21 protein-coding genes are annotated in these 17,943 nt (G+C 65.5%); 9 read left to right on the top strand and 12 right to left on the bottom strand.

Going from position 1 to position 17,943, the window contains the following annotated elements:
* Positions 1-230 precede the first annotated feature (230 nt).
* Positions 231-1,430 (bottom strand): tyrosine--tRNA ligase, encoded by a 1,200-nt coding sequence (gene tyrS, locus ACE3N6_RS16555; protein WP_374246903.1) that lies wholly within the window; start codon positions 1,428-1,430, stop codon positions 231-233.
* A gap of 181 nt (positions 1,431-1,611) precedes the next feature.
* On the opposite strand from tyrS, the gene ACE3N6_RS16550 reads away from it, so the two are divergent.
* Positions 1,612-2,829, top strand: coding sequence for a peptidoglycan DD-metalloendopeptidase family protein (locus ACE3N6_RS16550; RefSeq protein ID WP_374246901.1), 1,218 nt, complete (start codon positions 1,612-1,614; stop codon positions 2,827-2,829).
* A 102-nt stretch (positions 2,830-2,931) separates the two neighbouring features.
* Here ACE3N6_RS16550 and erpA read toward each other — a convergent pair whose 3' ends face one another.
* The 4 genes from erpA to rplM form a co-directional block, all read right to left on the bottom strand.
* Entirely contained in the window at positions 2,932-3,279 is a 348-nt protein-coding gene (erpA, locus tag ACE3N6_RS16545; protein ID WP_374246900.1) for an iron-sulfur cluster insertion protein ErpA, read from the bottom strand.
* Positions 3,280-3,378: 99 nt separating this feature from the next.
* Positions 3,379-4,407 (bottom strand): N-acetyl-gamma-glutamyl-phosphate reductase, encoded by a 1,029-nt coding sequence (gene argC, locus ACE3N6_RS16540; RefSeq protein WP_374246898.1) that lies wholly within the window; start codon positions 4,405-4,407, stop codon positions 3,379-3,381.
* 126 nt (positions 4,408-4,533) lie between these two features.
* Positions 4,534-4,926: a 30S ribosomal protein S9 gene (gene rpsI / locus ACE3N6_RS16535; RefSeq protein ID WP_374246897.1), complete on the bottom strand. Its 393-nt coding sequence runs from the start codon at positions 4,924-4,926 to the stop codon at positions 4,534-4,536.
* A 12-nt stretch (positions 4,927-4,938) separates the two neighbouring features.
* Positions 4,939-5,367, bottom strand: a complete 429-nt coding sequence (rplM, locus tag ACE3N6_RS16530) for a 50S ribosomal protein L13 (protein ID WP_079437046.1) — start codon at positions 5,365-5,367, stop codon at positions 4,939-4,941.
* 505 nt (positions 5,368-5,872) lie between these two features.
* On the opposite strand from rplM, the gene ACE3N6_RS16525 reads away from it, so the two are divergent.
* The gene (locus ACE3N6_RS16525; RefSeq protein ID WP_374246896.1) at positions 5,873-6,295 is read left to right on the top strand and encodes an OsmC family protein; all 423 of its coding nucleotides are present in this window, start codon (positions 5,873-5,875) and stop codon (positions 6,293-6,295) included.
* 10 nt (positions 6,296-6,305) lie between these two features.
* Here ACE3N6_RS16525 and coq7 read toward each other — a convergent pair whose 3' ends face one another.
* The 4 genes from coq7 to ACE3N6_RS16505 form a co-directional block, all read right to left on the bottom strand.
* The gene (gene coq7 / locus ACE3N6_RS16520; protein WP_374246895.1) at positions 6,306-6,926 is read right to left on the bottom strand and encodes a 2-polyprenyl-3-methyl-6-methoxy-1,4-benzoquinone monooxygenase; all 621 of its coding nucleotides are present in this window, start codon (positions 6,924-6,926) and stop codon (positions 6,306-6,308) included.
* A gap of 28 nt (positions 6,927-6,954) precedes the next feature.
* A complete protein-coding gene (locus tag ACE3N6_RS16515; RefSeq protein WP_374246893.1) occupies positions 6,955-7,488 on the bottom strand; it encodes a CNP1-like family protein in 534 nt (177 codons plus the stop codon).
* Between the two features lie 79 nt (positions 7,489-7,567).
* On the bottom strand, positions 7,568-8,161 hold the full coding sequence (locus ACE3N6_RS16510) for a CBS domain-containing protein (RefSeq protein ID WP_374246892.1): 594 nt from the start codon (positions 8,159-8,161) through the stop codon (positions 7,568-7,570).
* Between the two features lie 155 nt (positions 8,162-8,316).
* Positions 8,317-8,877, bottom strand: a complete 561-nt coding sequence (locus tag ACE3N6_RS16505) for an RNA pyrophosphohydrolase (RefSeq protein ID WP_153160215.1) — start codon at positions 8,875-8,877, stop codon at positions 8,317-8,319.
* Positions 8,878-9,032: 155 nt separating this feature from the next.
* On the opposite strand from ACE3N6_RS16505, the gene ACE3N6_RS16500 reads away from it, so the two are divergent.
* Together ACE3N6_RS16500 and ACE3N6_RS16495 are read left to right on the top strand one after the other, a co-directional pair.
* Positions 9,033-10,751, top strand: a complete 1,719-nt coding sequence (locus ACE3N6_RS16500; RefSeq protein ID WP_374246891.1) for a proline--tRNA ligase — start codon at positions 9,033-9,035, stop codon at positions 10,749-10,751.
* A 2-nt stretch (positions 10,752-10,753) separates the two neighbouring features.
* Positions 10,754-11,383, top strand: a complete 630-nt coding sequence (locus ACE3N6_RS16495; protein ID WP_374246890.1) for a lytic transglycosylase domain-containing protein — start codon at positions 10,754-10,756, stop codon at positions 11,381-11,383.
* A gap of 53 nt (positions 11,384-11,436) precedes the next feature.
* Here ACE3N6_RS16495 and mnmA read toward each other — a convergent pair whose 3' ends face one another.
* From mnmA to ACE3N6_RS16480, 3 genes are read right to left on the bottom strand one after another with little or no spacing between them, the layout of a single operon-like run.
* Positions 11,437-12,549 carry a tRNA 2-thiouridine(34) synthase MnmA gene (mnmA, locus tag ACE3N6_RS16490; RefSeq protein WP_374246889.1) on the bottom strand — a complete coding sequence of 371 codons (1,113 nt, stop codon included), beginning with the start codon at positions 12,547-12,549 and terminating at the stop codon, positions 11,437-11,439.
* Positions 12,539-13,123 (bottom strand): hypothetical protein, encoded by a 585-nt coding sequence (locus ACE3N6_RS16485; protein WP_374246888.1) that lies wholly within the window; start codon positions 13,121-13,123, stop codon positions 12,539-12,541. Before ACE3N6_RS16485 ends, mnmA begins: the two co-directional genes overlap by 11 nt.
* Positions 13,120-13,578, bottom strand: coding sequence for an NUDIX hydrolase (locus tag ACE3N6_RS16480; RefSeq protein WP_374246887.1), 459 nt, complete (start codon positions 13,576-13,578; stop codon positions 13,120-13,122). The genes ACE3N6_RS16485 and ACE3N6_RS16480 overlap by 4 nt, the downstream gene beginning before the upstream one ends.
* A 113-nt stretch (positions 13,579-13,691) precedes the next feature.
* Between ACE3N6_RS16480 and ACE3N6_RS16475 the strand changes: the two genes are divergently transcribed.
* The 5 genes from ACE3N6_RS16475 to ACE3N6_RS16455 all read left to right on the top strand — a co-directional run bounded on the left by ACE3N6_RS16475 (position 13,692) and on the right by ACE3N6_RS16455 (position 17,786).
* Positions 13,692-14,612, top strand: a complete 921-nt coding sequence (locus ACE3N6_RS16475) for a branched-chain amino acid transaminase (protein ID WP_374246885.1) — start codon at positions 13,692-13,694, stop codon at positions 14,610-14,612.
* A 15-nt stretch (positions 14,613-14,627) separates the two neighbouring features.
* Positions 14,628-14,828 carry a zinc-finger domain-containing protein gene (locus ACE3N6_RS16470; RefSeq protein WP_374246884.1) on the top strand — a complete coding sequence of 67 codons (201 nt, stop codon included), beginning with the start codon at positions 14,628-14,630 and terminating at the stop codon, positions 14,826-14,828.
* Positions 14,829-14,901: 73 nt separating this feature from the next.
* Positions 14,902-15,333, top strand: coding sequence for a nuclear transport factor 2 family protein (locus tag ACE3N6_RS16465; protein ID WP_374246883.1), 432 nt, complete (start codon positions 14,902-14,904; stop codon positions 15,331-15,333).
* On the top strand, positions 15,330-16,304 hold the full coding sequence (locus tag ACE3N6_RS16460; protein ID WP_374246882.1) for a hydrolase: 975 nt from the start codon (positions 15,330-15,332) through the stop codon (positions 16,302-16,304). Before ACE3N6_RS16465 ends, ACE3N6_RS16460 begins: the two co-directional genes overlap by 4 nt.
* A gap of 99 nt (positions 16,305-16,403) precedes the next feature.
* Positions 16,404-17,786 (top strand): phosphomannomutase/phosphoglucomutase, encoded by a 1,383-nt coding sequence (locus ACE3N6_RS16455; protein WP_374246880.1) that lies wholly within the window; start codon positions 16,404-16,406, stop codon positions 17,784-17,786.
* Positions 17,787-17,943: the final 157 nt, after the last annotated feature.

Here is a 17,943-nt window from a genome sequence, read left to right as displayed (position 1 = left end):
TAAAGAACCGCTGCGCGCTGCAGCGAAGAGGTGCGCATTATACAGAGCTTTTTAGCTCCGTCAAGCACTGCGCGAAATCTTTTTGAACTTCGCTGCAAACACCTGACTGCGCCGGAACAACCCAATCCTCCGGGCCACTCCCCCCTTCACCGCGCCGAAACAACTGCGCTGCGAAGAGGGCCGAATTATAAAGAACTATCAGAACCCGTCAAGAGGTTTGAGAAATTAATTCAAAACACAGCGACCCGCGCAAACTTGCGCTTACCTACCTGCAGCACGACCACAACCCCAGCCGCCAGCACCAGACCGCGATCCGAAACTTTTTCGCCATCGAGACGCACGCCCCCCTGATCGATCATCCGCAATGATTCGGAGGTGCTTGCCGTCAGACCGGCTTGCTTCAGCACGGCGGCGATCGAGAGCCCCCCCTCCCCGGCACCAATGGACACTTCAGGAATGTCGTCCGGGATCGCGTTGCGCTGGAAGCGCGCCTCGAAATCCTCCAGCGCAGCAACGGCAGCAGCCGCACCATGAAAACGGGACACCAGTTCCTGAGCAAGCTTGACCTTCACATCCCGCGGATTACGCCCCTCGACGATCGAACGCCGTAGCGCCGCAATGTCGCCCGCCGGGAGGAAGGAGAGCAGATCGTAGTAACGCCACATCAGGTCATCGGAGATCGACATGACCTTGCCGAAGATCTCGTTGGGCGGCTCGTAGATCCCGATGTAGTTGCCCAGCGACTTGGACATTTTGTTGACGCCATCCAGACCTTCGAGCAACGGCATCGTCAGCACGCACTGCGGCGCCTGGCCGTAGTGCTTCTGCAGCTCGCGCCCAACCAGAAGATTGAAGCGCTGATCCGTGCCGCCCAGCTCGATGTCGGCCTTCATCGCCACCGAGTCGTAACCCTGACAAAGCGGGTACAGGAACTCGTGGATGGCGATGGGCTGCTGCGAGGCGTAGCGCTTCGAGAAGTCGTCCCGCTCCAGCATCCGCGCAACCGTGTGTTGCGCCGCCAGGCGAATCATCCCGGAAGCACCCAGGGCCTCCATCCAGCTGGAGTTGAAGCAAACCTCGGTCTTGGCCGGATCGAGAATCTTGAAGACCTGCTCCTGATAGGTCTTGGCGTTCTCCATGACCTGCTCCCGCGTGAGCGGCGGACGGGTCGTGTTCTTGCCCGACGGGTCGCCGATCATCCCGGTGAAGTCCCCGATCAGGAACATCACCTGATGCCCCAGCTCCTGAAAGTGACGCAGCTTGTTGATCAGGACCGTGTGCCCCAGATGGAGATCCGGCGCCGTAGGATCGAAACCGGCCTTCACCCGCAGCGGGCGGCCCGTCTTGAGCTTCTCGACGAGCTCAGCCTCGATCAGGAGTTCGTCGGCGCCACGTTTGATGTGCGCCAGCGCTGCAGTAATTTCAGTCATATTTATCCTCGCGCAATTCCGAACCGCGAACTATTTGGTAGACTTCGCGGCTTGTTTTTGCTTGGAAAGCCCGATGCTTAGAGAAAGGTCGATGATTTTAGCGCATCTCAAAAAGCTTAGCGCGGACGACCCGGCCAGAGCATGGCGCCTGATCGCCGTTGGCGTCGGCGCGGCGATCGGGATGGCGGCCGCCATCGCGGTGGTGCCGGGCGCGGCACCGCCGCCCGCCTCCGCCGAAACGGTGGTGGAGCAGCTCGCCGCCGTACCTGCGGTCGTGCAGCAGGTCGACACCCGCCCGTTCATTCGCGAAGACCGCATCCGCAAAGGCGAAAATCTGGCCGCGGCGCTGCGCCGCCTGGGCATGACGTCCAGCAAGGTGGCCGCCCAGGCCGCCAACCCCAAGCTCGCCCGCGAGATCGCCGACGCCTTCCGCCCCGGCGCCACGATCACCGTCGCGACCACCGCCGAGGGCGGGCTCCAGTCGGCATCGATCCACGCACCCAACGCCGACTCCAGCCTGTTCCTTGAACTCATCGACGGGCGCATCCAGGCGAGCCACCGCCCCCTCTCGCTCGAGACCCGCGTTCACATGCAGAGCGGGGTTGTCCAGTCGTCGCTGTTCGCCGCCATGGACGCCGCCGGCCTGCCCGACAGCGTCGCTGAGGAGCTATCCCGCATCTTTGGCGACGACATCGACTTCCACTCGGATCTGCGGCGCGGCGACCGCTTCAGCGTGATCTACGAAGTCGCCTACCATCAAGGGCGCGCCGTCCGCACCGGGCGGATTCTGGCGGCCGAGTTCATCAACCAGGGCACCCGCCACTCGGCCTATCTCTTCACCCACCCCAACGGCACGCAGGAGTACTACAACCAGGACGGCAAGAGCCACAAGGAGGGCTTCCTGCGTTCGCCGCTAGAGTTCTCGCGCGTCAGCTCGGGTTTCTCGATGCGGCTCCACCCGGTTTTCGGCACCTGGCGCGAACACAAGGGCGTGGACTACGCCGCCCCCCACGGCACCGCCGTCAAGGCAACGGCCGATGGCGTGGTCGAGTTCGTCGGACAGCAGAACGGCTACGGCAACTTCATCGTACTGCGCCACCGGGACAGATACACCACCGCCTACGGCCACCTGAGCGGCTTCGCCCGCCAGATCAAGCCCGGCACGAAGGTCGCCCAAGGGGACACCATCGGCTACGTGGGCAGCACCGGCTGGGCAACCGGCCCTCACCTGCACTACGAGTTCCGGATCAACAACGTGCATCAGGATCCGCTCACGGTAACCCTACCCAGCGCCGCCGCCCTGACCGGAAACACCTTGACGGCGTTCCGCAACCAGACTGCGGCCCTCGACACCCAGATCGCCCACCTGCAGCAGAGCAAGCTCGTTCAGCTGGATTAGACTTTTTCGCACCCACCCAAAAACAAGGCCCGCCATCTCACGATGACGGGCCTTATTGCTGCTGCCGCCAGCCGGCGACAGCAGCCAGGAGATCCGGCCCGGTCAGGCCGAGAAGGACGAACCGCAGCCGCAGGTGCTGGTGGCGTTCGGATTGCGGATGACGAACTGCGAACCTTCCAGACCTTCGGTGTAATCGATCTCGGCGCCCACCAGATACTGGTAGCTCATCGGGTCGATCAGCAGCATGACCCCATCCTTCTCCATCACGGTGTCGTCGTCGTTGCGGATCTCGTCGAAGGTGAAACCGTACTGGAAGCCGGAACAGCCGCCGCCGGTGACAAACACCCGCAGCTTGAGGTCGGGGTTACCCTCTTCGACGATCAGATCCTTGACCTTGTTGGCGGCGCTGTCGGTGAAGATCAGGGGGCTGGTTTCGGTTACGGCATTCATGGAGCAACTCCTTCAAATTTATCGTCTGATTATGGTGAGCCGCCACGCCCCGGTCAAGGCGCAGGCATCAAATAGTCGACAAAATCAGTCGTGTTTGGTTCAGGGCATCAGGGGAATCTGTCCGAGACCCGCCGTCTCGTCGAGGCCGAACAGGATGTTCATGTTCTGCACCGCCTGACCCGCCGCGCCCTTGACCAGGTTGTCGATGACCGACAGCACCACCACAACGTCACCGCCCTGGGGGCGATGAACCGCGATCCGGCACAGGTTGGCCGAGCGCACCGAACGCGTGGACGGGTGCGAACCCTTCGGCATCACATCCACAAAGGCCTCACCGGCAAAACGCTCTTCAAACAAAGCCTGCAGATCGACGTCCTTCTTGAGGCGGCCGTACAGGGTGGCGTGGATGCCGCGGATCATCGGCGTCAGGTGCGGCACGAAGGTCAGCCCGACCGGCGCATTGGCAAACCGCGACAACCCCTGCCGGATCTCGGGCAGGTGACGATGGCCGGCAACGCCGTAAGCCTGGAAGTTGTCGGCGGACTCGGAGAACAGGATGTGGGTCTCCGCCTTGCGCCCGGCGCCGGAGACGCCGGACTTGGCATCGGCCACCAGATTGTCGAGCTCGATCACACCGGCCTCGACCAGCGGCAGGAAACCAAGCTGAACCGCCGTCGGGTAGCACCCCGGGTTGGCGATGACGCGCGCCTTCTTGATCGCTTCGCGATTCACCTCCGGCAGCCCGTACACCGCCTCGGCCACCAGCTCGGGGCAAGCATGCTTCATGCCGTACCACTTCTCCCATTCGGCGATATCGGTGATGCGGAAGTCCGCGGCGAGGTCGATCACCTTGACGCCAGCCGCCACCAGCTCGGCTGCCTGCTGCATCGCGATCCCGTTCGGGGTGGCGAAGAACACGACATCGCACGAACCGAGATCGGCCGCCTGGGGATCGACGAAGCACAGGTCCACCCGGCGACGCAGGCTCGGGAACATATTGGCCACCGGAACACCGGCATCCCCCCGAGAGGTGATCGCCTTCAGCTCGACATCCGGATGTTGCGCCAGCAAACGCAGCAACTCGACACCGGTATAACCGGTTCCACCCACCACACCAACCTTGATCATGCTCGCCCCCAAATCAGGAAATGAACAGCCGGCACACACCGGCCAGACGTCTTTGCTGCCGAAAGATACTACGCCCAGATGACAAAAAGCCGCCCGAAGGCGGCCTTTCGACAACGCATGAAGCGATTAACGCTTCGAGAACTGCTTGCGACGACGCGCCTTGTGGAAGCCAACCTTCTTACGCTCGACTTCACGGGCATCGCGGGTCACGAGACCGGCCTTCTTCAGCGGGGACTTGAGTTCCGCATCGTAGTCGATCAGGGCGCGGGTGATGCCGTGACGAACGGCACCAGCCTGACCGGATTCACCGCCACCGGTCACGTTGACCAGGATGTCGAAGTGATCGGCGAAGTTGGTCAGGACGAGCGGCTGACGCACGATCATGCGGCCGGTTTCGCGGGAGAAGAACTGATCGACCGGCTTGCCGTTCACGACGATGTTGCCGGTACCCTTCTTCATGAAGACGCGGGCAACAGCCGACTTGCGACGACCGGTACCGTAGTTGTAAGTCACAGCCATTATCGGCTCCTGTTAAATCGCGAGTACTTGGGGCTGCTGGGCGGCGTGCGGATGCTCGGCGCCGGCGTAGCACTTGAGCTTCTTGAGCATGGCGTAGCCGAGCGGGCCCTTGGGCAGCATGCCCTTGACGGCCTTTTCCAGCACGCGAGCGGGGAAGCGCTGCTGCAGCTTGGTGAAGTTGGTTTCGTAGATACCGCCCGGGTAACCGGAGTGACGGTAGTACTTCTTGTCCTGGGCCTTGGTGCCGGTCACACGCAGCTTGTCGACGTTGACGACGACGATGAAGTCACCGGTATCGACGTGCGGGGTGTAGATGGCTTTGTGTTTGCCGCGCAAGCGAAGCGCAACTTGGGAAGCAAGCCGACCAAGGACCAAGTCCGTCGCATCGACAACGAACCAGTCGCGCTTGACCTCATGCGGCTTGGCAGAAAACGTTTTCATGGAGATTCCTCAGACTTTTCCCGACACCGGGACCGACTATAATTCGGAAAGCCGCGGATTGTATCGCACGGCTTTGACTGATGTCAAACCCCACCTGAAGATAAAAAAAAGCGCAGATCGGGGAGATCTGCGCTAAATCCACACCAAAGGAGGAGGGTGGAGGAGACACCTTTCAGCCGCTTCAAACCACAAAAGCGACTGGACTGCCTGCATTATGGCCACGCCACCCTGGGCAGGCAAGCCTTTTTTGTGCGACGCAGTATAAATTTTTTGATTGAAAAATAAATAACGCTTATCTCAAAAAACCCCTTTAAAACGCGGGTTTTCGGCATCGAAGGGGGCCGGCAGCTGCGCAGCAACCGGCAAGCCAGCCCCGCCGATGCAGGCATCTTGCTGCACCGCAACATTACTGCAGCGCACCACGCCTGCACGAGCCGGCTACAATCCTTGCGTCGTGAGGCGCCAGACGGCCCTTGCCCGTTCAAGTACAGAATAGGATCGAGATATGGAATGCGTAGTGAAGTGGGTGGGCGGAGACAGCATGACCTTCCTGGCCGAGACGGGCTCCGGCCATCTGGTGGGCATGGACGGCGCCCCCGAGGCCGGCGGACGCAACCTGGCGCCGCGGCCGATGGAGCTGATGCTGGCGGGCGCCGGTGGCTGCACGGCGTTCGACGTGGTGCTGATTCTCAAGCGCAGTCGCCAGGAGGTGGTCGACTGCGCAGTGAGCCTGAAGGCGGAGCGGGCCGAAACCGACCCCAAGGTATTCACCCGCATCGCCTTTCATTACACGGTGAGCGGGCGCAACCTGAAGCCGGACTCGGTGGAGCGGGCGATCAGGCTGTCCTACGAGAAGTACTGCTCTGCGACGATCATGCTCGGCAAGACCGCCGAGATCACCCACACCTGGGAAATCGTCGAGGCCTGAGCCGCCAGGCTCAGACCCAGTAGGCCACGCCGGTCATGACCTTCGAGGTGGCCTTCATGGCACGTTTGACCGGCAAGGGCAGCTCAACCGCGCCGAGACGCACGGCGGTTTCGGCGTGGGCCACTTCGTCGGTCTTCATCTGCTCGACGATCTCCCGGGAGCGCAGATCCTGCGGGGGCAGGCGATCCAGGTGGCTCTTGAGGTGCGCCTCGACCTGACGTTCGGTTTCGGCGAGGAACCCCAGGTTCACGCCGTCGCCAAACCGCGCCGCCAGCATCCCGATGGCCAGCGAGCCGGTGTACCACACCGGATTGAGCAGGCTCTTGCGGCCGCCCAGCTCGCCGATCCGCCGCTCGGTCCAGGCCAGATGCTCGGTTTCTTCGTGGGCGGCGGATTCGAGCGCCCGCTTGATTCCCTCGTCCTTCGACATCAACGCCTGGCCCTGGTAAAGGGCCTGGGCGCAGATCTCGCCGCAGTGATTGACGCGCATCAGCGCCGCGGCATGGCGCTTTTCCTCTTCGGACAACTCCGCCTCCGGCAGCTGCTGGCCGGGCGTGGGGCGCACCGTGTGCGCGTTGGCGAATACCGTGCGGAGCGCCTTGTCGAAGCCGATGATCAACTGGTCGAGCATGTCCTGCCACCTATCCTTATTGTGATGTTCAACGCACGCCGCCGTCGCGACGCAGGGATTCGACGATCTGCCCGAGGCCGGGCCGCATCATGCCCGGCGGGCAGAAGTAGTCCTTGGCGAGGGCCGCGTGGACGCGGTTGGTCGTCTTCTCCTCGATCTGCCGCCAGTCGACATTCCGCGAGGCCACCCACTCGCCGGGCTTGCGGCCGACCGCGTAGAGTCGGCGCTCCGCGGTCTCGCAGCGGATGCCTTCGTAGCTCACGTTTTCGGCGCCGCCCTGGGTGCGCACCACCAGGGTGAAGCGCACCACGCCGTCGGCGGCGAGACTGAGGGATTTCTCGTCGATGAAGAAACGGGCGGTGGCCGTCGGGCCGATCTGGAGCGGAATCAAGCTGGCATCGGCGGGATAGGCCGGAAAGACGACCTCCGCCTCGCTCCAGGGGGCTTTGGGTTCGTCCTCGAACAATGCGGTTCTTTGGGCCGATGCCGGCGCAGCGAGGAGCAGGCCGGCAATTGCCACCGGCAGCACGCCGGCGGGCAGGCGAAACAGGGCTGAAATCATGAGGACCCTCGGGGGAGCGGAGACAGGATTCTACAACTCCCCCGCCGGCCGGGCCAAAGCCCGGCGCACGGCTGGGCCTTCAATTGGCGATGGCGGCCTCGATTTCGGCGAAGGTGCGGGCGACTTCGGTGGTCTGCAGCGGGATGCCCATCTGGCGGGCGATCTGCGAGGCGGAGAAGATGCCGCGCACCGCCCGGCTGCCGTCCGGCGCGTCTTCGACCACCAGGGCGTGCTGCCGACCGCAGGCCTTCAGGGTTGCGACCACGTGGCCAACCTCCGAGCGGAGCACGTCGGCCAGGGACACCGCATCCAGCTCTTCGGTGGCGACCATGATGTCCCGCGTGGTCAGCTCCTCGTGGCGCATCATGCGCTCGCGCGCCACCCGGGTGGGCTTCTCGCCCAGCAGGTCGCTGGCGGTGACGATGCCCGCCACGCGCCGGTTGGCGTCGGTGACGAAGAGCAGGCGGACGCCCCGCAGGATCATGCTGTGATTGGTTTCGGCCAGGGAGGTGTCCTGGTCGATGGTGGCGGCGGGAATCCGCCGCAGGTCGGTCATCACCTCGATGGCCGGCGACGCGAGGGTGACCCTCGCCATGCTCCAGGCGTCGGTGATGTCGCAACTGCCGCCACTGACCCGGAATTGTTTGATCGGCTGATAATGCAAGCGCTCCATGGTGTCTCCTCCCGATGTGCCCTACGCGAAACCCGACGCCGCAGGGCGACGTCGGACCAAACCGGATTTTTTTGTGTAATGGCTGTGACAGGACGCGGCCCGCAGAGTTTCAGCCGGATGAACATCCGGTTTCAACCCGCGGGCCGGGCATCGATTCAGGACGAGGAGCGCGGCACGTCGGAGATCGCCTGCGCCACCGCCGCCGCTGCGAGGCGGTAGCTCTCGGGGATGTCGAAGAGCCTGTCGCGGAACAGCAGGCGCGACAACTCCAGCAGCGCGGACTGATACACCCCGCGCTTGAACTCGATCACCGCCTCGAGCGGCACCCAGTAATAACTCCAGCGCCAGGCATCGAACTCAGGGTGATTGCTGGCACGCAGGCAAACGTCCGAATCGCGCCCCACCAGCCGCAGCAGAAACCAGATCTGTTTCTGACCGCGATAGGTGTTGCGCCATTCGCGCTTGATCCAGTGCTTGGGCACCTCGTAGCGCAACCAGCCGCGGGTGCGGCCGATGATGCGGACGTGCTCAGGCTTCAAGCCGACTTCTTCAAAGAGTTCACGGTACATGGCCTGTTCCGGCGATTCGCCGTGCTTGATTCCGCCTTGCGGAAACTGCCAGGAGTGTTCTCGTATCCGTTTGCCCCAGAAAACCTCGTTGCGCGCATTCACCAGAATGATGCCGACGTTAGGCCGATAGCCTTCACGATCGAGCATGGTGCAACCTTTAATTCATGAACTGCCTTGGATTCTTCCACATTTCCCAACGCGGTGAAAGAAGCACCCCCAAATCGGTGCATCGCAACACAGGCGCCGACAAGCCCGCAGAAGCACGTTAAAATCGAGAGTTATCTTTCAACGGACCTCCGCCCATGCGTGCCTCTCAGTTCTTCCTCTCCACGCTCAAGGAAGCCCCGTCCGACGCCGAAGTCATCAGTCACAAGCTGATGATGCGCGCGGGGCTGATCAAACGCCTCGCCGGCGGCATCTACACCTGGATGCCGCTGGGCCTGCGCGCCCTGCGCAAGGTGGAGAACATCGTGCGGGAAGAGATGAACCGGGCCGGCGCCATCGAGGTGCTGATGCCGGCCGTGCAGCCGGCCGAGCTGTGGCAGGAATCCGGCCGCTGGGATTTCTACGGCCCCGAGCTGCTGCGCTTCAAGGATCGCCACGACCGCGACTTCGTGATCGGGCCGACCCACGAAGAGGTCATCACCGACGTGGTGCGCAAGGAGTTGCGCAGCTACCGCCAGCTGCCCAAGCACTTCTACCAGATCCAGACCAAGTTCCGCGACGAGATCCGCCCGCGCTTCGGGGTGATGCGCGGCCGCGAGTTCACGATGAAGGACGGCTACTCCTTCCACAGCTCCTTCGAGGATCTGCAGCGTGAATACCGCAACATGTACGACACCTACCACCGCATCTTCAACCGCCTGGGCCTGAAGTTCCGCGCGGTGGCTGCCGACACCGGCTCGATCGGCGGCACCGGCTCCCACGAGTTCCACGTGATCGCCGAGACCGGCGAGGACGACATCGCCTACTGCCCGGATTCCGACTTCGCCGCCAACGTCGAGCTGGCCGAGGCCCTGGCGCCCACCACCCCGCGCCCCGCCGCTGCGGCTGCCCTCACCAAGGTGCACACCCCGGGCGTCAAGACCATCGACGAGCTGGCCGCCTTCCTCAAGGTGCCGGCCACGTCCACGGTCAAGGCCATCGTCGTCGATGGCGACGAATCCACCGGCAACCGGCCCGTGCTGCTCCTGCTGCGCGGCGACCACGAACTCAACGAGGTCAAGGCCCAGAAGGTGGCCGGCGTGAAGAACCCGCTCACCTTCGCCTCCCCCGCCGCCATCCTCGCCGCCTTCGGCTCCAACGCCGGCTCCCTGGGCCCGGTGGGCTTTGCCGGCCGCGTGGTGATGGACCGCAGCGTGGCCGCGATGGCCGATTTCGTCACCGGCGCCAACCAGGACGACCACCACTTCACCGGCGTCAACATCGGCCGCGACTTCCCCGAAGCCGAAGTGGCCGACCTGCGCAACGTGGTGGCCGGCGACCCCTCGCCCGACGGCAAGGGCACCCTCGAGATCTGCCGCGGCATCGAAGTCGGCCACATCTTCCAGCTGCGCACCAAGTACGCCGACGCCCTCAACTGCAAGTTCCTCAACGAGCAGGGCAAGGAGCAGATCATGGAGATGGGCTGCTACGGCATCGGCGTGTCGCGCATCCTGGGCGCCGCCATCGAGCAGAACAACGACGCCCGCGGCATCGTCTGGCCGGACGCCATCGCCCCCTTCCAGGTCGCCATCGTGCCGATGGGCTACGCCAAGTCCGACGCCGTGCGCGAAGCCGCCGACGCGCTGTACGCCCAGCTCACTGCTGCCGGCATCGACGCCTTCCTCGACGACCGCGACGAACGCCCGGGCTCGCTGCTGGCCGACAACGAGCTGATCGGCACCCCGCACCGGGTGGTGATCGGCGACCGCGGCCTGAAGGAAGGCGTGGTCGAGTACCAGGGCCGCCGCGACCCCGAAGCCACCAAGCTGCCGGTGGCCGAGGTGGCCGCCACCGTCATCGCCAGGCTGAAGGGCTGACGATGCGCCGCCTGCCCGCCCTCGTCCGCACCGGCCTGGCAGCCCTGCTGCTGGGCGGCGCTGCCGCGTCGGCGCAGGCCGGCAACCAGCAGTACGAACCCCTCGCCGCCAGCGTGCAGGCCGCCCTGCACGCCGCGGTGGCGGATCAGGCGCCCCTCGACCCGAGCTTCCAGCGCTCGCCCGAGCGGGCCCGCTGGCTGGCCGAAATGTCCCAGCGCCTCGCCAGGCGCATCCCCGACGAGACCGCCCGCTCCGAACTCCTTCGCGCGGTGCACTACGAAGCCACCCGCGCCGGGCTCGATCCGCAGCTGGTGCTCGGGCTCATCCAGGTCGAAAGCGGCTTCAAGAAGTACGCCCTGTCGCCGGTGGGCGCCCGCGGCTACATGCAGGTGATGCCCTTCTGGGCGCGCCTCATCGGCAACCAGGAAACCAACCTCTTCCACATGCGCACCAACCTGCGCTTCGGCTGCACGATCCTGCGCCACTACCTCGACATCGAGAAGGGCGACCTCTTCCGCGCCCTGGGCCGCTACAACGGCAGCCTGGGCAAGGCCGAATACCCCAACATGGTGCGCGCCGCCTGGGAGCGCAACTGGGCCTACCCGCCGCTCCGGCTGGCGTCGAACCCCTGACACAACACAAAAAAGGCGCCAATCGGCGCCTTTTTGTATCGAAACCCCCGTCGTCAGTCGACGATGATCCCGCCGCCCAGGCACACCCGGCTCTCGTAGATCACCACGCTCTGGCCCGGCGTCACCGCCCACTGGGGCTGGGCGAAGGCGATCTCGGCGCGGCCGCCCGCCAGCGCGTCGATCTCGCACGGCGCGTCCGGCGTGCGGTAGCGCGGCTTGGCGGTGTACACCCAGTTGGTGCGCGGCGCGCGGCCCGACACCCACGACAGGTCGGTGGCGATCAGGCGATCCTTCAGCAGCGCCGGATGGTCGTGCCCCTGCACCACGTACAGCACGTTCCTGGCCACATCCTTCTTCGCCGCGTACCACGCGTCGTGCTCGCCGGCGTCGTCCTGGTTGCCCTTGATGCCGCCGATCTGCAGGCCCTTGCGCTGGCCGACGGTGTGATACATCAAACCCTGATGCTGACCAATCACCGTATCACTTTCCAGGGAGCGGATCTCGCCCGGCCTGGCCGGCAGGTAGCGCGCCAGGAATTCGCGGAAAGGCCGCTCGCCGATGAAGCAGATCCCGGTCGAATCCTTCTTGGCATGCACATGCAGCCCGGCCGCCTCGGCCATCTTGCGCACGTCGCGCTTATAGAGATGACCAATCGGGAATAGCGTTTTCGATAGCTGCGCCTGATTGAGCCGATACAGGAAGTAGCTCTGATCCTTGGTGCCGTCCTCGGCCTTCATGAGCTGGAATTCGGTGCGGCCGTCGTTGGTCCATTCCCGCACCTGGGCGTAGTGGCCGGTGGCGATGCGGTCGGCGCCCAGCGCCATCGCGTGATCCAGGAAGGCCCGGAACTTGATCTCCGAGTTGCACAGGATGTCCGGGTTCGGCGTGCGGCCGGCCTCGTACTCGCGCAGGAAATCGGCGAACACCCGCTCCTTGTACTCCTTCGAGAAGTTCACCACCTCCAGCTCGATGCCCAGCACGTCGGCCACCGAGGCCACGTCCACCAGATCCTCGCGGGTGGAGCAGTACTCGCCATCGTCGTCGTCCTCCCAGTTCTTCATGAACAGGCCGACCACCTCGTAGCCCTGCTGCTTGAGCAGCAGCGCCGCAACCGACGAATCCACACCGCCGGACATGCCGACGACGACTTTTTCCTTACGAGACATTGGGTCCCTCTCCATTCAGCCAGTCTTCCAGGGGCAGCACCACGGCCGGATCGCCGTGTTCCCCAAACCAAGTATCCACTGCAAAGCGCGCCCCGCCCTCAGGCGCGTCGGCGTGCGTCTCGCGCAGCACCGCCGAAAAGTGCTGCGTCACCAGCCAGCGCACCCGCCGCCGCACCGGCTCCACGCTGTGGAAGCGCAGCAGGCCGCGCTCCGCCAGCATCGTCAGAAGCCGGGTGGTGGAGGTGGCATGGTCGATGCAGTCCATCGTGCCGTGCTCGCCGAAATCCAGGTAATCGCCCGGCCGGTCGGCGCCAATCGGCAACTGCTCGCCCGCCCAGCGGTAGAGCTGCCCGAGCACCTGCGCCACGATCGCCCGCTCGGCCAGCGCCGAATCGGCCCGCAGCAGGCGGGCGGCCACCTCGGCCAGCTGCGCCTCGGAGAACCGCGCCTCGGCCTCCACGAGACAGCCGTAGTTGTAGCAGATCGTCACCGCCTCGTCCGCCCGCGCCGGGCCATGAGCCAGGGCGGCCGCCAGCAGCGCCCCCGCCAGGGCCGGACGAGACGGCCGGATCACGCGTCGTAGTGCCGGATCAGATCCAGCGGAAAGCGCCGCCCCGCCACGTAATCCTCGCAGCACTGCAGGATCAGCGGGCTGCGGTGACGCTCCCGGGTGGCCCGCAGTTCGTCCAGCGTCAGCCACACCGCCCGCACGATACCCGAATCGAGCTTGCGCGCCGGGTCGAAACCGACGATCGAACCGCCGAACGCAAAGCGCAGATAGGTGATGTCCCCCGCCGGGCGCGGCCACTGGTAGATGCCCACCAGGAACTCCGGGCGGAAGGCATGGGCGGTCTCCTCCAGGGTCTCGCGGGCCGCGGCACTCACCAGCGACTCGCCCCGGTCCAGGTGCCCGGCCGGCTGGTTGAAGCGCAGGCCGTCCTCGGTCTCCTCCTCCACCACCAGAAAACGCCCGTCCCGCTCCACCACCGCGGCAACCGTGACATTCGGCTTCCAGATCCTCATGAACATTTCGCCCACGCAAAATTCTCATTTTACCCCGTTCGGGGCGGCGGTCCGCAGACCTGCGGAATGCGCTAGAATCGAAGGCTTAAATTTTCTGTATTCAGTTGGAGATCCCCACAATGTCGATGGCAGACCGCGACGGTTTCATCTGGTACGACGGCAAGCTCGTGCCGTGGCGTGAAGCGACCACCCACGTGCTCACCCACTCCCTCCACTATGGCCTGTCGGTCTTCGAGGGCGTCCGTGCCTACAACACCGTCAAGGGCACCGCGATCTTCCGCCTTGCCGAGCACACCCAGCGCCTGCTCAACTCCGGCAAGATCTACATGATGAACATCCCCTACACCAAGGATGAACTCATGGAAGCCCAGCTGGAAGTGGTCCGCGCCAACAAGCTCGAATCCTGCTATCTGCGTCCGATCGCCTTCTACGGCTCCGAGAAGATGGGCATCTCCACCAAGGGCGCCACGGTGCACGTCGCCATCGCGGCCTGGCCGTGGGGCGCCTACCTGGGCGAAGACGGCCTCGAGAAGGGCATCCGCGTGAAGACCTCGTCCTTCGCCCGTCACCACGTCAACGTCACCATGCCTCGCGCCAAGCTGGCCTCCACCTACGCCAACTCCATCCTGGCCAACCTGGAAGCCACCGAAGCCGGCTACGACGAAGCCCTCCTCCTCGACACCAACGGCTTCGTGGCCGAAGGCGCCGGCGAGAACCTCTTCGTCATCAAGGACGGCGCCATCTACGAACCCGAGATCGCATCGGCCCTCACCGGCATCACCCGTTCGTCGGTGATCCAGGTGGCCAAGGAGTTCGGCCTCGACGTGATCTCCAAGCGCATCACCCGCGACGACATCTACATCGCCGACGAAGCCTTCTTCACCGGCACCGCCGCCGAAGTCACCCCGATCCGCGAGCTTGACGGTCGCACCATCGGCGATGGCAAGCGTGGCCCGATCACCCAGAAGCTGCAGGCCCGCTTCTTCGACATCGTGAACGGCAAGGCCCCCGAATACGACCACTGGCTTGCCTACATTTAAGCAAGGGAGACATCCATGCCTGAAAACCAGGACAAAACCAAGCCGATCGCAGTCGCCGCCAAGGATCTGCCGCTGCACTGCCCGATGCCCGACACCCCGCTGTGGGCGCGGCATCCCCGCGTGTTCCTCGACGTGACCTCCGAAGGCAAGGCCACCTGCCCCTACTGCGGCGCCCAGTACGCGTTCACCGGCGAGCTGTCCAAGGGCCACCACTAAGCCCTGCCTGCGGTTCCGACACCACGGGGGCGGCAACGCCCCCCGTTTTACATCCATCCCCACCCGCCAGCCCATGACGAGCCCCATCTTCACGTCGCCCGAAGAAGCCGAAGCCGCCTTCTACGCCGCCCTGTCCCGCGCCGATCTCGACGCCATGATGGCGGTGTGGTCGGAGGACGAGGAAGTCGTCTGCATCCACCCGGGCAGCATCCGGCTCGTCGGGCTCGCGTCGATCCGCGAATCCTGGCGCCAGCTCTTCGCCGCCGGCAACCGCATCGTCGTCCACGCCACCCAGCCGGTCCAGTGGCTCAACGTGATGACCGCCGTGCACACCGTGCACCAGCGGGTCCACCTCGAAGGCGACCACCGCCTGCACCCGCCGATCATCGCCACCAACGTGTTCACCCGCGGCGCCATCGGCTGGCGCATGGTGCTGCACCACGCCTCGCCGGCCCCCGACATGGACAACCTGCGCAGCAGCGACACCCCCCACGTCGTCCATTGAGCCCGAGCGCACCGGCCGACACCGCCTACCGGGCGCCCCGCTGGCTGCCCGGCGGCCACGCCCAGACCATCTGGCCGCTGCTGCGCAAGGGGCGGATGCCCCCCTTCCAGCGCGAACGCTGGACAACCCCCGACGGTGACTTCATCGACCTCGACTGGCTGCCCCACCGCCCCGGCGCGCCGCTGGTGGTGCTCTTCCACGGCCTCGAAGGCTCCAGCCGCTCACCCTACGCCCGCAGCCTGATGCGCCACCTCGCCCAGCTGGGCTGGAACGGCGTCGTCCCCCACTTCCGCGGCTGCTCCGGCGAGCCCAACCTCAAAGCCCGCGCCTACCACTCCGGCGACGCCGACGAGATCGGCTGGATCCTCCGGCGCATCGCCCACCGCCACCCCGACGCGCCGCGCTTTGCCGCCGGCGTATCCCTGGGCGGCAACGCCCTGCTGCTGTGGCTCGGCACCCGGGGCGAAGCGGCCGCGGCGCTGATCGAGCGCGCGGTGGCGATCTGCCCGCCGCTGGATCTTGCCGCCACCGGCCACACCCTCGCCCAAGGCTTCAACCGCGTCTACACCTGCCACTTCCTGGGCACCCTCAAGGCCAGCGCCTTGGCCAGGCTCGCCCGCCACCCAGGGCTGTTCGACCCCGACGCCGTGCGCGCCGCCGCCAATCTGCACCAGTTCGACAACCTCGTCACCGCCCCGCTGCACGGCTACCGGGACGCCGACGACTACTGGCACCGCGCCTCCAGCAAGCCCCACCTCCGGGGCGTCCGGCTGCCCACCCTGATCATCAACCCGAAGAACGACCCCTTCCTGCCCGCCCGGCACCTGCCTGGCCCGGCGGACGTCTCCGCCCACGTCGAGCTTGAGCAGCCCGCCGAAGGCGGCCACGTCGGCTTCGTCAGCGGCCCCTGGCCCGGCCGGCTCGACTGGCTGCCCCGCCGCCTCGTGCGCTTTTTCACAACCGGCGCCTGAGCTTGCCGGGCGTCACACCCGGCCCTTCGGCCGACGCGCGGCCGTCACAGCCCGCCGCGTATAATCCCGCCTTCATCCTTCACGCACCGGAGCCCCCGCATGTTCGTCCCCGCCCCCGAGATCTTCAAGGCCTATGACATCCGCGGCATCGTCGGCAAGACGCTGACCGCCGAAGCCGTGCGCGCCATCGGCCACGCCCTCGGTTCAGAAGCCGTCGCCCGCGGCCAGCAGGCCATCGCCGTCGGTCGCGACGGCCGCCTGTCGGGGCCAGAACTCGCCGGCGCGCTGGCCGACGGCATCCGCGCGGCGGGCGTGGATGTGGTGGACGTGGGCTGCGTGCCCACCCCCCTCACCTACTTCGCCGCCTACGAGCTGGGCACCCACTCCTGCGTCTCGGTCACCGGCAGCCACAACCCGCCGGACTACAACGGCCTCAAGATGGTGCTGGGCGGCCAGACCTTGTTTGGCGAACTCATCCAGGCCCTGCGCCAGCGCATCATCGACGGCAACCTGGTCACCGCCCCGGTGCCGGGCAAGCTCACCCAGGCCGACGTGGTGCCGGCGTACGTCGACAAGATCGTCGGCGACGTGAAGCTCGCCCGCCCCATGAAGGTGGTGATGGACTGCGGCAACGGCGTGGCCGGCGCGGTGGCGCCCGCGCTCTTCAAGCGCCTGGGCTGCGAGCTGGTGGAGTTGTTCTGCGAGGTGGACGGCCACTTCCCCAACCACCACCCCGACCCCTCCAAGCCCGAGAACCTCGCCGACGTGATCCGCGCCCTGCGCGAGACCGACGCCGAGATCGGCCTCGCCTTCGACGGCGACGGCGACCGCCTGGGCGTGGTCACCAAGGATGGCGAGATCATCTTCCCGGATCGCCAGCTGATGCTGTTCGCCGAAGACGTGCTCTCCCGCGTGCCGGGCGGCGAGATCATCTACGACGTGAAATGCACCCGCAATCTGGCGGGCTGGATCAAGGATCGCGGCGGCAAGCCCACCATGTGGAACACCGGCCACGCGCTGGTGAAAGCCAAGCTCAAGGAAACCGGCGCCCCCCTGGCTGGCGAGATGAGCGGCCACGTGTTCTTCAAGGAGCGCTGGTACGGCTTTGACGACGGCCTCTACACCGGCGCCCGCCTGCTGGAGATCGTCTCCCGCCACGCCGACGCCAACCCGGTGCTCAAGGGCCTGCCCAACGCCACCAGCACGCCGGAACTCAACATCACGATGAACGAAGGCGAACCCTTCGCGCTGGTGGATAAGCTCAAGGCCGAGGCCCGCTTTGAAGGCGCCCAGAGCATCCTCACCATCGACGGCGTGCGCGTCGAATACGCCGACGGCTTCGGCCTCGCCCGCCCGTCCAACACCACCCCGGTGGTGGTGCTGCGCTTCGAGGCCGACAACCAGGCCGCCATCGAGCGCATCCAGGCCGACTTCCGCCGCGCCATCGAAGGCGTGTGGCCGGGCGTGGCCTTGCCGTTCTGATCGGACTGCAGCCACCCAGCCAGCGGCGACCGGCGCAAGCCCGTCGCCGCTGTCGTTTCGAGCCTGTCCGAATTTTTGTGTTTGAGGCATAACGTAGTCCCAGAAAGGAATGGTTATGCCAAGGAAGAAACAGAAGTTACCGCTGCCACCCGTAGCC

Origin of the sequence: Zoogloea sp. (assembly GCF_041904905.1) — a bacterium.
GTDB lineage: Bacteria > Pseudomonadota > Gammaproteobacteria > Burkholderiales > Rhodocyclaceae > Zoogloea.
The sequence above is the reverse complement of the archived record's forward strand: the minus strand, read 5'-3'. Positions and strand labels throughout refer to the sequence as shown.

Excerpts from the sequence above, each read along its gene's own strand:
- tyrS (WP_374246903.1), bottom strand. The coding sequence starts at position 1,430 with ATGACTGAAATTACTGCAGCGCTGGCGCACATCAAACGTGGCGCCGAC.
- ACE3N6_RS16550 (WP_374246901.1), top strand. The coding sequence starts at position 1,612 with ATGGCGGCCGCCATCGCGGTGGTGCCGGGCGCGGCACCGCCGCCCGCC.
- erpA (WP_374246900.1), bottom strand. The coding sequence starts at position 3,279 with ATGAATGCCGTAACCGAAACCAGCCCCCTGATCTTCACCGACAGCGCC.
- argC (WP_374246898.1), bottom strand. The coding sequence starts at position 4,407 with ATGATCAAGGTTGGTGTGGTGGGTGGAACCGGTTATACCGGTGTCGAG.
- rpsI (WP_374246897.1), bottom strand. The coding sequence starts at position 4,926 with ATGGCTGTGACTTACAACTACGGTACCGGTCGTCGCAAGTCGGCTGTT.
- rplM (WP_079437046.1), bottom strand. The coding sequence starts at position 5,367 with ATGAAAACGTTTTCTGCCAAGCCGCATGAGGTCAAGCGCGACTGGTTC.
- ACE3N6_RS16525 (WP_374246896.1), top strand. The coding sequence starts at position 5,873 with ATGGAATGCGTAGTGAAGTGGGTGGGCGGAGACAGCATGACCTTCCTG.
- coq7 (WP_374246895.1), bottom strand. The coding sequence starts at position 6,926 with ATGCTCGACCAGTTGATCATCGGCTTCGACAAGGCGCTCCGCACGGTA.
- ACE3N6_RS16515 (WP_374246893.1), bottom strand. The coding sequence starts at position 7,488 with ATGATTTCAGCCCTGTTTCGCCTGCCCGCCGGCGTGCTGCCGGTGGCA.
- ACE3N6_RS16510 (WP_374246892.1), bottom strand. The coding sequence starts at position 8,161 with ATGGAGCGCTTGCATTATCAGCCGATCAAACAATTCCGGGTCAGTGGC.
- ACE3N6_RS16505 (WP_153160215.1), bottom strand. The coding sequence starts at position 8,877 with ATGCTCGATCGTGAAGGCTATCGGCCTAACGTCGGCATCATTCTGGTG.
- ACE3N6_RS16500 (WP_374246891.1), top strand. The coding sequence starts at position 9,033 with ATGCGTGCCTCTCAGTTCTTCCTCTCCACGCTCAAGGAAGCCCCGTCC.
- ACE3N6_RS16495 (WP_374246890.1), top strand. The coding sequence starts at position 10,754 with ATGCGCCGCCTGCCCGCCCTCGTCCGCACCGGCCTGGCAGCCCTGCTG.
- mnmA (WP_374246889.1), bottom strand. The coding sequence starts at position 12,549 with ATGTCTCGTAAGGAAAAAGTCGTCGTCGGCATGTCCGGCGGTGTGGAT.
- ACE3N6_RS16480 (WP_374246887.1), bottom strand. The coding sequence starts at position 13,578 with ATGTTCATGAGGATCTGGAAGCCGAATGTCACGGTTGCCGCGGTGGTG.
- ACE3N6_RS16475 (WP_374246885.1), top strand. The coding sequence starts at position 13,692 with ATGTCGATGGCAGACCGCGACGGTTTCATCTGGTACGACGGCAAGCTC.
- ACE3N6_RS16470 (WP_374246884.1), top strand. The coding sequence starts at position 14,628 with ATGCCTGAAAACCAGGACAAAACCAAGCCGATCGCAGTCGCCGCCAAG.
- ACE3N6_RS16465 (WP_374246883.1), top strand. The coding sequence starts at position 14,902 with ATGACGAGCCCCATCTTCACGTCGCCCGAAGAAGCCGAAGCCGCCTTC.
- ACE3N6_RS16455 (WP_374246880.1), top strand. The coding sequence starts at position 16,404 with ATGTTCGTCCCCGCCCCCGAGATCTTCAAGGCCTATGACATCCGCGGC.